Origin of the sequence: Paraburkholderia sp. UCT70, assembly GCF_050434085.1 — a bacterium.
GTDB classification, from domain to species: domain Bacteria; phylum Pseudomonadota; class Gammaproteobacteria; order Burkholderiales; family Burkholderiaceae; genus Paraburkholderia; species Paraburkholderia tuberum.
The window spans coordinates 2,610,460-2,622,400 of record NZ_JBNPVZ010000002.1; the positions used below are offsets into that span (position 1 = coordinate 2,610,460).

Annotated in this window: 10 protein-coding genes and 1 pseudogene; 2 read left to right on the forward strand and 9 right to left on the reverse strand. The window is 65.5% G+C overall.

What is annotated here, in order from left to right:
- Positions 1–96: 96 nt before the first annotated feature.
- Genes OKW41_RS14305 through OKW41_RS14315 form a run of 3 tightly spaced genes read right to left on the reverse strand, consistent with a single transcriptional unit; the run spans position 97 to position 2,275 of the window.
- Positions 97–945 (reverse strand): hypothetical protein, encoded by an 849-nt coding sequence (locus OKW41_RS14305; RefSeq protein ID WP_429572923.1) that lies wholly within the window; start codon positions 943–945, stop codon positions 97–99.
- Positions 834–1,373 carry a hypothetical protein gene (locus OKW41_RS14310; RefSeq protein WP_429572924.1) on the reverse strand — a complete coding sequence of 180 codons (540 nt, stop codon included), beginning with the start codon at positions 1,371–1,373 and terminating at the stop codon, positions 834–836. Before OKW41_RS14310 ends, OKW41_RS14305 begins: the two co-directional genes overlap by 112 nt.
- Positions 1,373–2,275: a hypothetical protein gene (locus OKW41_RS14315; protein WP_429572925.1), complete on the reverse strand. Its 903-nt coding sequence runs from the start codon at positions 2,273–2,275 to the stop codon at positions 1,373–1,375. The genes OKW41_RS14310 and OKW41_RS14315 overlap by 1 nt, the downstream gene beginning before the upstream one ends.
- 239 nt (positions 2,276–2,514) lie before the next feature.
- Here OKW41_RS14315 and OKW41_RS14320 point away from each other — a divergent pair, with 239 nt between their 5' ends.
- The gene (locus OKW41_RS14320; RefSeq protein WP_429572926.1) at positions 2,515–2,682 is read left to right on the forward strand and encodes a hypothetical protein; all 168 of its coding nucleotides are present in this window, start codon (positions 2,515–2,517) and stop codon (positions 2,680–2,682) included.
- Between the two features lie 440 nt (positions 2,683–3,122).
- On the opposite strand, the gene OKW41_RS14325 is transcribed toward OKW41_RS14320, so the two are convergent.
- The 6 genes and pseudogenes from OKW41_RS14325 to OKW41_RS14350 all read right to left on the reverse strand — a co-directional run bounded on the left by OKW41_RS14325 (position 3,123) and on the right by OKW41_RS14350 (position 10,656).
- Positions 3,123–4,286 (reverse strand): enoyl-CoA hydratase/isomerase family protein, encoded by a 1,164-nt coding sequence (locus tag OKW41_RS14325; RefSeq protein ID WP_429572927.1) that lies wholly within the window; start codon positions 4,284–4,286, stop codon positions 3,123–3,125.
- Positions 4,283–5,083, reverse strand: coding sequence for an enoyl-CoA hydratase (locus OKW41_RS14330; protein ID WP_429572928.1), 801 nt, complete (start codon positions 5,081–5,083; stop codon positions 4,283–4,285). The genes OKW41_RS14325 and OKW41_RS14330 overlap by 4 nt, the downstream gene beginning before the upstream one ends.
- Positions 5,080–5,997 carry a 3-hydroxyisobutyrate dehydrogenase gene (gene mmsB / locus OKW41_RS14335; protein ID WP_429572929.1) on the reverse strand — a complete coding sequence of 306 codons (918 nt, stop codon included), beginning with the start codon at positions 5,995–5,997 and terminating at the stop codon, positions 5,080–5,082. Before mmsB ends, OKW41_RS14330 begins: the two co-directional genes overlap by 4 nt.
- Before the next feature lie 22 nt (positions 5,998–6,019).
- On the reverse strand, positions 6,020–7,561 hold the full coding sequence (locus tag OKW41_RS14340; RefSeq protein WP_429443820.1) for a CoA-acylating methylmalonate-semialdehyde dehydrogenase: 1,542 nt from the start codon (positions 7,559–7,561) through the stop codon (positions 6,020–6,022).
- 115 nt (positions 7,562–7,676) lie between these two features.
- Positions 7,677–9,368 (reverse strand): AMP-binding protein, encoded by a 1,692-nt coding sequence (locus OKW41_RS14345; RefSeq protein WP_429572930.1) that lies wholly within the window; start codon positions 9,366–9,368, stop codon positions 7,677–7,679.
- 153 nt (positions 9,369–9,521) lie between these two features.
- A pseudogene (locus OKW41_RS14350) lies at positions 9,522–10,656 on the reverse strand (acyl-CoA dehydrogenase family protein).
- 221 nt (positions 10,657–10,877) lie between these two features.
- On the opposite strand from OKW41_RS14350, the gene OKW41_RS14355 reads away from it, so the two are divergent.
- Positions 10,878–11,924 (forward strand): AraC family transcriptional regulator ligand-binding domain-containing protein, encoded by a 1,047-nt coding sequence (locus OKW41_RS14355; RefSeq protein WP_429572931.1) that lies wholly within the window; start codon positions 10,878–10,880, stop codon positions 11,922–11,924.
- Positions 11,925–11,941 lie beyond the last annotated feature (17 nt).

Here is an 11,941-nt window from a genome sequence, read left to right on the forward strand (position 1 = left end):
TATGGCGCGGATCGCTTCGCCAGATGCGATCCGCGTCGGAGCAACCTGAAAATTCCTAGCATGCGGCGTTCCCGATACCCAGTGCGCCGCGCATCGTCACCTCACCGTGACGGTGTCCTTCGCGGCGTCGTTGGCGGCATCCTTGCCGTGAGCCGGATCAGGATGATCATCTTTCGCGCCATGAAAGATATGCTTGAAAAGTTCCTTGTTCTTTGCGCCATTCAAGAGGTTTCGCAGCGCGGCTTCGTCATCGGCCGGCTTGAACGAAAGCACTCTCTTGCGGTAGCGCTCCCTGCGTTCGTCGAGCATGTAACTCGCCGGTAGCGGCAGTTCGCGGCTGCCTACGTCGAGATCGATGCCTTCGAAGGTCAGCAGCCCCGCATCGTGATTGATGAAGCACGCGGGAGGCTTGGTCCGGTCGATCACGTAGACGCACTGCTTCTGCAGATTGCCGGCGTCGGGCAGCTTGCCGCGGAAGATCTTGTCACGCAGGAACGTGCACATTTCTTCCCAGCACTCCTCGGTGGATTTTCCCGCCGCGCAGGACCGCAAAATTTCGGTCTTCAGAATGTCCTCTGGCACGGCATAGTAAATCGGATAACCCGCCCTCAGGTAAAGTTGCAGTTGCAACACTTCGTAACAGCGGCCCAACGCATGGATCGACGGCACGAGCAAAGACCGTTCATCCGACTCGTCGCCTTCGGTGGGTCCGGTCGCCGTCTGAGTGCGGATCGACGGATGTTCCGGCAACCCGCAATTCTCCGGTTCCGGCTGTCCGCCGCCCCACAGGATCAGATCGCGAAACAGGATCATCGGCAGGAACGAATGGACGATCAGATCCATCGACGCCCTGCGTTTGGCGCGCTCGTTCGCGTCGGCTTCCACCAGCAGCGTCGGATGCCACTTGCGCGACGAGCGCACGATATCGCCGATCGCCTTCGCCACGCAGATGCCGTTCGGTAGCCCGCCCCCCTCCTCGTCGGCCCAGGTCTGCACAGATCCCACGGCTCGCCAATCGGCACGCCGAGAAAGTAAAGACCGAGCGATACCGCCGTCAGCAACTCGACGTAGAACTGATTCGCCTGATATGGCGCCGCAGGAATGCCCCGCATCAACTGCGAATCGGCGAGCAGCTTCTTGCCCGATCCGACCTTGCACAGCGCGCCGGCGCAGTGCTTGAGCCGGTCGACGAGACCGCGCACGTCGCGACCGGCAAGCGGCGACTGCCCGCCGACCAGATGGTGTCTGACCATCAGCGAGATCGGCGTCGTGAAATTCGACCGGTCCGTGTTTTTCGTCGGCACCACGAGGGACATCACCAGGTCGCTGATGATCTCCAGGTCGGCCAGCATCGCATCGATGGAAGTAGTCATCACTCGACCTCCGCTGCTATCTCTTCGATCGACGGATCGTATTGGCCGTCGATGGTCGCCGTCTGCCTCGGCTCGGACGTGGCGATGATCGCCACGGCATCCCGGATCAATCCCTTGCAGCGCGCGGCCAACACTCGCTTGCGAATTCCCGATGGCGCGTCTCCTTCGTTCGCCCATTCCTTGAATCCGAGTCTTTCGAGTACGTGATCCTCGTTCTGTCCGAAGGTGGCCGCGCCGTCCGCGGGTATGGCCTGATGGGCATCGGTCAGGCAGGTGCAGATGTACTCCTCGACGGTCGGGCCACGCGCCGCCAGCGTTTGAATTTCACGCTTGGCCCAGCGGGCGAGCGATACCGAGATCTCATCCATGTCGTGCGTCAGGTTGCGCACCTTGACGTCCTTGCCGCGATCGTCGCCGAGAATCTGATAGACGGTCCGGTCGACCACATGCAGCCACAGCGAAGTCTGCGCAATGCGAATCTTGTGTTCGCACACGACGTCTTTCGAGTCGGCCTCGAGCGCGCGCCGTACGTGCCACAGCACGACGTAATGCCATACGAGTCCAATGAACTTGCCGAAGAAGAGTGCCTTGTCCTGCATCGAGCCGTCGTCGAACTCGGGATATTCGAGGGGCGTCACCAGCGTCATCTTCGTGCGCGCGCCTTCCTTCAAGGTCCGATAGAGCGTCGCCGCGGGGCTGCTGCGATAGCCGTCCCAGGACTCGCGCGCCCACCATTGCTTGTCGATATCGAAGAAGCGATAGATCGAAAAAATGCCTTTTTCCGACTCCTGAACGTTCGCCGCGCCGCCGTGAACCTGGTGCACCGCGCCCGGCTGCAAGCGCTTCCTCTCCTCTGCGCGGGACTGGTCGTGGTTCGGGTCGCGATAGGCGTCGTAAATCACGCGAAGACTCTCCGCCGAACAGCAATACCGCCGGGACGTAGCAGAACACCGGAATGCACCAGCGCGACGCGAACCAGGTTCGCAGGATGCCGACTACACCCTTCGAGCGTGAGTCGACGTCGGGAGCGGCCTCACCTTCCTCTTCCGCGAAACGCTTCTTCTCCTCGAACTCGCGTTCCGCGATGGTCCGCGCCCGTTCTTCTTCTCCACGGCAAATGTGGACATAAAACACGAGGAACGTGAAGGCTGTGACCAGCAACGCAAGCAGCCAGCTCTCGCCCATGCTGGTTGCGCGATCCGCGTCGCTGACTTCCTTCATCACCGCGGCGATCTTTTTAACGCACTCGATGCCGGGAGGAAAGCAATCCGCATCCGGCACGCGATGCGAAAAGGTCACCACCCAGTAGATACCGCTGCCCACCAGAACCGCAATGCCGCCTAGCGCGGTGAGGACGAGCTTTTTTGCATGAGGGCCCTGCTCGACGTGGGAAGCGGGTTTGTCGCCGAAGGGTTTGGAGCGGCGATTCTCATCTGACGGCTTTTCCATACGCATTGCCTCCTGATCGATCAAGAGCACGGGAATGCGGGAAGCGGTGACGTATAAACGCACCGTAGGTCGGACGAGCGCCGTGATGAGGGCTGCGAGCAGGCTTTGCCGGTCGGGACGGAGCTGAACTATCTATCTAAGATCGCGCCCGGAAAGATGTCAATTGGCGCGCGTAGTCTGTGTACGCCAGACCACAATTGGCACCGGCGGCTGATGGGCGGGACATGCCAAGCAGACCTAAGGGCGGGCGCGGGTGCGCCGGGCCGCGCGCCCCGCGCGGCATGCGATACGCCGCGCAAGTCAGTCGCCATGCTCCACGCCCAGCGCCGCCAGCGGATGCGCGTCGCCGTGCCACGGCGAACTCAGGAAATGCCGCACGCGCTCGGGTTGCACATCGGCGAGCGTCGCCGGTGACCAGCGCGGCCGACGGTCCTTGTCGATCAGTTGCGCGCGCACGCCCTCGCGGAAATCGCCTTCCTCGATCGAGCGCTTCACGATGCCGAGCTCCATCCGGAAACATTCGGCAAGCGTCATCTGCCGGCCGCGCAGCAGCGCTTCGCGCGTCACGTGCAGCATCGTCGGCGAATGGGCGGTCAGTGCGTCGTAGGTCGCTTGCAGCCATTGCCGCACCTCGCGCGGCGGTTCGCGTTCGAGATCCTGGCGCAGTGTCGCGACGATGCGCTCGACGCCCGAACGCCGGTCGAAGTGGCGCAGGATCAGTTGCGTCAGCGCGCCGAGCGGCGCGTGCGGCACGATATTGCACGGCGGCTCGAACACGGCGCGCAGCGCGTCGATGCGCTCGCCGTCGTGCGACATGCGCTGCAAACGTTCCTCGAAGCTCGCGAGCCAGTCGGCCGGCACGCACAGGTCGGCCAGTTGCAGGCGCATCGCATCGGCGCCCGCTAGCGTCGCGCCGGTCAGCCCGACATACAGCGCAAGCTCGGCCGGCATCACGCTCAGAAAGTGGCTCGCGCCGACGTCGGGCACGAAGCCGATGCGCGTCTCCGGCATCGCGATGCGGCTGCGTTCGGTCACGATGCGCAGCCGCGCCGCCTGGCCGAGGCCCATGCCGCCGCCCATCGCGATGCCGTCGAGCAGCGCGACCACCGGCTTAGGAAACGTATGCAACGCGTAATCGAGCCGGTACTCGTCGACGAAGAACGCGAGCCAGCGTGGGTCGCCCTGCGTCGCGAGCCGATGTACCTCGCGCACGTCGCCGCCCGCGCAAAAGCCCTTGTCGCCAGCGCCCTTCAGCACCAGCGCGACGATCCCGGCATCGGTGCGGCAATGCTCGACCAGCACCGCGAGTTCGCGCATCATCGCGTGCGACAGCGCGTTGAGCGCGGCAGGCCGGTTCAGCGTGATGATCGCCACGCGGTTGACGACGCGAAACAGCACGTCGGGTTCGGCTTGCGTGTTCGTCGTGGCGCGCATTTCGACCGCAAAGCCGTGCAAAGCGCTCATCGCTGCGTCTCCCGCGATGCACGGCTCGTCTGCCAGCGCGGCGCGCGTTTTTCGAGGAACGCGTTGACGCCCTCGCGCTGATCGGCGCCATCGAACAGATCGACGAAGCGCTCGCGTTCTAGCGCGAGCGCGGCGGCGCGCGGCACGCCATGCCGCGCCTGATGGATCAGCTCCTTGCTGAAGCTGACCGCCTCCGGGCTCAAACCGGTGACGCGCTGCGCCATGTTCAGTGCGGCTTCACGCGCGGCGCCGCGCTCCACCACTTCTTCGACGAGACCGATGCTGAGCGCGGTCGCCGCATCAACGCGCTCGCCGGTCAGAATCATCCGCTTGGCCCAGCCTTCGCCGACGAGCCACGGCAGCGTCTGCGTGCCGCAGCCGCATGGCAGCAGACCGACCGCCGTCTCGGGGAGCGCCAGCACCGCATGCTGCTCGGCGATGCGGATATCGCAGGCGAGCGCGCATTCGAGACCGCCGCCCATCGCAAAGCCGTTGAGCGCCGCGATGACGACGGGCCGCGCGTTCTGCAGCGACTCGAAGGCCGCGCCGAAACGCGCGGCCGCGGTGCGCGCGACTTCGCGATTGTCGTCGGCGAACGTGTTCAGATCGGCGCCCGCGCTGAAAAACTTCGGACCGTCGCCGGTGATCACGAGCGCGCGCACGCGCGCATCGGCGTTCAACTGCTCGACGGTGCGTTGCAATTGCAGCAGACCGTCGGGCGTGAAAGCGTTCGCGGGCGGCCGTTTCAACGTGATCAAAGCAACGGCGCCGTCATGTGCGTAATCGAGGTCGATCATTGCGTGCCTCCCTGGTCGGTACCGCCGCGCTCACGCGAGCGATACAGCTTGATCACCGCCGAAAAGTCCAGGCGCCCCGCGCCGTTCGCACTCATCGTTTGATAAAGCTGCTGCGCGAGCGCGCCGAGATAGACCGGTTGACGCACGCCACGCGCGGCATCGGTGGCGAGGCCGAGGTCTTTCAGCATCAGGTCGGTGCCGAAGCCGCCGGTATAGCCGCGCGACGACGGCGCGGTCTCGATCACGCCCGGCATCGGGTTATACGTGTCCGAACTCCAGCAGCGCCCAGTCGACGTATTGATGATGCTACCGAGCACCTGCGTGTCGATACCGAGCGCCTCGCCGAGCGACATCGCCTCGGCGACGCCCGCCATCGAGATGCCGAGCACGAGGTTGTTGCAGATCTTCGCGACCTGGCCCGTGCCGGCGTCGCCGCAATGCACGATGTTTTTTCCCATCGCCGACAGCACGGGCTTGACCTGCTCGTACGCGCTCGCACTGCCGCCGACCATGAAGGTCAGCGTGCCCGCCGCCGCGCCGCCCGTGCCGCCCGAGACCGGTGCATCGACGAAGCTGTTGCCATGAGCCGCGGCGAGTTCGGCAAACGCTTTCACGCTGGCGGGATCGATCGTGCTCGAATCGATGATCGGCACGCCCGGCGCGATGCCGGCGAGGATGCCATCGTCCGCGACGAGCACGCTGCGCACGTGAGCCGCGGCGGGCAGCATCGTGATCACGCATTCGACGTCGCTCGCGGCGGCTTGCGGTGAGCGGGCCGGCTGCGCGCCCGCGTCGACGAGCGTGCGCACAGCTTCCGCGCTGAGGTCGAACACGTTGAGCGCGTGGCCCGCCTTCAGCAGGTTCAGCGCCATCGGCGCGCCCATATTGCCGAGTCCGATAAAGCCGATCTTCATGATGTCGTCTCCGTGTGTGCCTTCAACGCAGGCGGATCGTCGTGTTGACGCCATCGTTGACGGTGTCGTCGTCGAACCAGCGCGCGGTGACCGTCTTGGTCTGCGTGTAGAACTGCACGACCTGCTTGCCGTAGGGACCGAGATCGCCAAGCTTCGAGCCGCGCGAACCGGTGAAGCTGAAAAACGGCACCGGCACCGGGATAGGAATGTTGATGCCGACCTGGCCGATATCGATCTCGCTCTGGAACTTGCGCGCCGCCGCGCCGCTTTGCGTGAAGAGGCCGACGCCGTTGCCGAACGGGTTGGCGTTGACGAGCGCGATAGCATCGTCGAGCGTCGCGACGTTCAGCACCACGAGCACCGGCCCGAAGATTTCGGTGCGGTAGATTTCCATCTCGGCCGTCACGTCGGTGAACACCGTCGGGCCGATGAAGTTGCCCTGCTCGTAGCCGTGCACGTTCACATCGCGGCCGTCGAGCACGAGCGTCGCGCCCTCTTTCACGCCAGCGTCGATCAGACCGAGAATGCGCTGCTTCGCGGCGCGCGACACGACCGGCCCGACATCGGTGCCCGGCTCGTGACCCGCGTTGATCTTCAGCGTCTTCGCCTTCGCGACGAGTTCGGGCAGCCACTCGCGCGCGGCACCGACCAGCACCGCCACCGAACTCGCCATGCAGCGTTGCCCAGCGGCGCCGAACGCGGCGCCGGCGAGCGCGTTGAGGGTCTGTTCGCGATTCGCGTCGGGCAGCACGACCGCATGGTTCTTCGCGCCCATCATCGACTGCACTCGCTTGCCGTGTTCGCTGCCGAGGCGATACACGTGCGTGCCGACCGCCGTCGAGCCGACGAACGAAATCGCCTTCACCAGTTCATGCGTGCACAGCGCATCGACGACCTCCTTGCCGCCGTGCACGACGTTCAGCACTCCCTTCGGCACGCCGGCTTCGAGCGCAAGCTCGACGAGCTGCATCGTCGACAGCGGGTCCTGCTCGGATGGTTTCAGCACGAAGGTATTGCCGCACACGAGCGCCATCGGGAACATCCACAGCGGGATCATCGCGGGGAAATTGAACGGCGTGATGCCGACGCATACGCCGAGCGGCTGGCGCAGCGTGTAGGTGTCCACACCACCCGCGACGTTCTCGGCGAACTCCCCCTGCTGCAACGTGCCGATCGAACACGCGTGCTCGACGACTTCCAGACCGCGGAAGAGGTCGCCCTCGGCATCGGGAATCGTCTTGCCTTGCTCGGCCGACAGCGTCTTCGCGATGCGCGGCATATGCTCGCGAATCAGCGCCTGGTACTTCAGCATGATGCGCATGCGCGCGCCGATCGGCGTGTCCTTCCACGTTTTGAAAGCGGCGTGCGCGCTGCGCACCGCTGCGTCGACTTCCGCGACGGTCGCGAACGGCACGCGGGCGAGGACCGCCTGCGTGGCCGGGTTCACGATGTCGCGCCACTCGGTCGTCTTCGACTCGACGAACTCGCCGTTGATCAGCAGTTTGACGGTGGCCACGGCGCCGGCAACGTCGCGGCCGGTCTCGTTCGAAGCAAGGGTGCTCATCCTGAAACTCCTGTGATTTAGAAAACAGTGCCCCGACGCGTCGAATCCGAAGCTAATTCAACGCGTGCGATTCAAACCGGGGCGGCAAACCAGCAATGGCGAGGAATAAAGACAGTCACCGCAAGTCGGGAAAATCCTCTTCCCAATACTCGTCCGGCAGACGCGCGGGCTCGGCTGCGCGCTCCATTTCGCGGCGCCGCAATTCGACGCGGCGGATCTTGCCGGAGATCGTCTTGGGCAGTTCGCTGAATTGCAGACGGCGAATCCGCTTGTACGGCGCGAGTTTTTCGCGCGAGAACGCGAACACCGCGCGCGCGAGTTCGGGACCGGCTTCGTAGCCGTGACGCACGGTGACGAACGCCTTCGGCACCGACAGACGCAACGCGTCCGCGCTCGGCACGACGGCAGCCTCGCCGATCGCCTCGTGTTCGATCAGCACGCTTTCGAGTTCGAACGGACTCAGGCGATAGTCGGACGACTTGAACACGTCGTCCGAGCGGCCGACGTACACGTAGTAGCCGTCGTCGCGACGCAGCGCAACATCCGACGTGCGATAGAGGCCGTTGCGCATCGACTGCGCGGTCGCGTTGGCGTTGTTCGCATAACCCGTCATCAGGCCGAGCGGCCGTTCGGCGAGCGGCAGCGCGATTTCGCCTTCGCCGACCGGTTGGTCGTCGGCGTCGAGCAGCTCGACCCGGTAGCCCGGCAGCGGACGCCCCATCGAGCCGGCCACGACCGGCTGGCCCGGCGAATTGCCGATCTGGCAGGTCGTTTCGGTCTGGCCGTAGCCATCGCGAATCGTAATGCCCCACGCGTGCTTGACGCGCTCGATGACCTCCGGATTCAGCGGCTCGCCGGCGCCGACGATTTCGCGCAGCTTCACCGGATAGTCGCCGAGCGGCTCCTGCACGAGCATGCGCCAGACGGTCGGCGGCGCGCACAGCGTGGTGACGTTGAAGCGCACGAGCGCGGCGAGTGTGTCTTTCGGCACGAAGCGCGGGACGTTGAACACGAACACGCAGGCCTGCGCGTTCCACGGCGCGAAGAAGCAGCTCCACGCGTGCTTGGCCCAGCCCGGCGAGCTGATGTTCCAATGGATGTCGCCGGGTTGCAGGCCGATCCAGTACATCGTCGACAGATGCCCGACCGGATAGCTCTGGTGCGTATGCTCGACCAGCTTCGGCTTCGAGGTGGTGCCGGACGTGAAGTACAGCAACAGCGGATCGCTGGCGTGGGTGAGGCCGTCCGGCGTGAAATGCGGCGAAGCCTCGTACGCGGCGGCAACATCGATCCAGCCGTCGCGCGGCGCACCGACCGACAAGCGGGTGAGCGGCATGTCGAGCGCATCGAATTTGCCCAGCTCCGCGCCGTCGACCACGACGAACTTCGCGCCGCCGATCTGCACGCGGTCGCGCACGTCGTCGGCGGATAGTTGCGTGGTGGCGGGCAGCACGATCGCGCCGAGCTTCATCGCGGCGAGCATTACGTCCCATAGCTCGACGCGGTTCGGCAGCATCAGCAGCACACGGTCGCCGCGGCCGACGCCCGCGCCGCGCAGAAAGTTCGCCATCCGCGACGAGCGCTCCGACATCTGCGCGTACGACAGACGCAGGCCGTCGCTGGAAGGATCGTCGACGATCCACAGCGCGGGGTTGTCGTTGTCATGCGCGATCGCGTCGAAGTAGTCGAGCGCCCAGTTGAACTCGCCGAGCGCGGGCCACGCGAATTCGCGGTATGCGCGCTCGTAGTCGGTGCGATGGCGCACTAGCAGATCGCGCGCTTCGAGAAAGGCTTTCGCTGCTGTCATCGTCGTCTCCTGTCGACCAGAGTTAGCGCTTTAGCGCTTACTCTGGTCCGATGCAACGTAGTTGCAAGTGGCGCGGGGCGCGCTCGGTTATTTTCGCCGCGGTGATCCAGGCGAGCATCCACGGCCAGGCTATTGTGCGCTCAAACGCCGCCCTCAAACATGGCGCGCGATCACCATCCGCTGCACTTCGCTCGTCCCTTCGTAAATCTGCGTGATCCGTGCATCCCGATAGTGGCGCTCGACCGCATAGTCCTCCAGATAGCCGTAGCCGCCATGAATCTGGATCGCGTTCGAACAGATCTCCTCCGCAAGCTCCGACGCAAAAAGCTTCGCCTGCGACGCCTCCGACAGACACGGCCGCCCCGCCGAGCGCAGCCGTGCCGCGTGATGCACGAGCAGGCGCGCGGCATTCAGGCGCGTCGCCATGTCGGCAAGCATGTTCGCGATCGTCTGGTGGTCTTTCAGCGGCTTGCCGAACTGTTCGCGCTCGTTCGCGTAGCGGCGCGCGGCGTCGAACGCGGCGCGCGCAATGCCGACTGCCTGCGCGGCGATGCCGATGCGTCCGCCTTCGAGATTCGACAGCGCGATGCGCAGACCCTCGCCCGGCTCACCGAGCAGATTGGCCTCGGGCACCGCGCACTGATCGAGCGAGATCGGACAGGTGTCGGACGCGCGAATGCCGAGCTTGTGCTCCGGCCGGCCGACGTCGAAACCCGGCGTCGAGGTCGGCACGATGAAGGCGGACAGGCCGCGCTTACCGCGCTCGGGATCGGTGACCGCGAACACGATCGCGAGACCGGCGCGCGCGCCGTTGGTCACGAACTGCTTGCTGCCGTTCAGAATCCACTGCCCGTCGCGCCGCTCCGCGCGGGTGCGCAGATTGTTCGCCTCGGAGCCCGCCTGCGGCTCGGTCAGGCAGAACGCGCCGATCGTCCGGCCGATGGCGAGCTCGCGCAGATAAGCGGTCCTTCTGCGCGGCGCTGCCGAAGTTCAGGATCGGCGCGCAGCCGACCGAGTTGTGCACGCTCATCAGCGTCGCGCAGGCGGCGCAACCGGCCGCGATCTCTTCCAGCGCGAGCGCATAGGCGACGTAATCGGTGTAGGAGCCGCCCCACTCGGCCGGCACCATCATGCCCAGAAAGCCGAGTTCGCCCAGTTGCGCGACGACCTCGGCCGGCAGTTGCGCGTCGCGATCCCATTGCGCCGCGTGCGGCGCGAGACATTCGGTCGCGAAGTCGCGCGCGGCGTCGCGGATCATCCGTTGTTCGTCGGTGTAGAAGCTGTCCATGACTGCGTCCTCGTTGGTGCTGACGACCGTGCTGGCGATCGCGGTGATGCGGCAAGTGTAGGCAAGCGGCCCGCGCCGTTCGATGCTCGCTCCGCTCATTCTTGCTGAGCGCTTTTGCCATACTGCTACCATGCACGTGCATGGAGCCTCGCCATTTCAGGGGCTTCATGAACCGCGACCCAGCCCATGCTGAGCGCTTTTGCCAGAAAAACCGAATCCAGATGAAAAGCGACAAAGGCACGATCTCCGTCAGTCTCGTCGAGGAAACGCTCGCGCTCGCGACGGCGCGCGGCCTCGACGCGCGAGCGCTCGCCGAAGCGGCCGGCATTGCCGCGGCGATGCTCGCGTCGCCGAAAAGCCGCGTATCGTCGGCGCAATACGGCGCGCTGTGGGCCGGCATCGCACGCGCGCTCGACGACGAATTCTTCGGCCAGGACTCGCATCCGATGAAAAGCGGCAGCTTCATCGCGATGACGCAGATGGCGCTGGGCGCGCGCAACGGCGCGCAGGCGCTTGCGCGCGCGGTCGGCTTCATGCGGCTCGTGCTCGACGATCTCGGCGCGACGATCGACACCGACGCGCAGCGCGTGCGCCTGAAGTTCGTCGAGCGCGCGGGCACGCGCAAGCCGGCGATGTTCGCTTACGCGACGTATTTCATCGTCGTGTACGGGCTCGTGTGCTGGCTCGTCGGCCGGCGCATTCCGTTGCTCGAAGCGCGCTTTCGCTGCGCCGCGCCGCCGGCCGCGCACGAATACCGGCTGATGTTCTGCGAAGACATGTATTTCGACGAGCCCGAGTCGTCCGTCGATCTCGACCCTGCGTTTCTGGAACTGCCGGTGATCCAGACTTCGCGCTCGGCGCGGCCGTTTCTGCGCGATGCGCCGGGCAGCTTCATCGTCAAGTACCGCAATCCGGGTTCGCTCGCCGCGCGCGTGCGCAAGACGCTGCGCGCGCTGCCGATGTCGGGCTGGCCCGCGGCCGATCAGATGGCCGCGCGCCTGCACGTCGCCGAGGCGACGATGCGGCGGCACCTGAAGCAGGAGGGCCACACGTATCAGTCGATCAAGGACGCGCTGCGGCGCGACATCGCGATCGCCGAACTGCAGCGCACGCAGCGCACCATCGCCGATATCGCCAACGCCGTCGGCTTCGCGGAGCCGAGCGCGTTTCATCGCGCGTTCCGCAAATGGACCGGCATGCGCCCGACCGACTATCGGCCGGCCCGGACCGCGGGGCTCGATCTCACGCGACGCGCCGAATCGGACTAAGCTTTAAGCGGCAACAG

Coding starts and splice junctions, on each gene's coding strand:
- OKW41_RS14325 (WP_429572927.1), bottom strand. CDS start 4,286: ATGAGCGCTTTGCACGGCTTTGCGGTCGAAATGCGCGCCACGACGAAC.
- mmsB (WP_429572929.1), bottom strand. CDS start 5,997: ATGAAGATCGGCTTTATCGGACTCGGCAATATGGGCGCGCCGATGGCG.
- OKW41_RS14340 (WP_429443820.1), bottom strand. CDS start 7,561: ATGAGCACCCTTGCTTCGAACGAGACCGGCCGCGACGTTGCCGGCGCC.
- OKW41_RS14345 (WP_429572930.1), bottom strand. CDS start 9,368: ATGACAGCAGCGAAAGCCTTTCTCGAAGCGCGCGATCTGCTAGTGCGC.
- OKW41_RS14355 (WP_429572931.1), top strand. CDS start 10,878: ATGAAAAGCGACAAAGGCACGATCTCCGTCAGTCTCGTCGAGGAAACG.
- OKW41_RS14310 (WP_429572924.1), bottom strand. CDS start 1,373: ATGACTACTTCCATCGATGCGATGCTGGCCGACCTGGAGATCATCAGC.
- OKW41_RS14330 (WP_429572928.1), bottom strand. CDS start 5,083: ATGATCGACCTCGATTACGCACATGACGGCGCCGTTGCTTTGATCACG.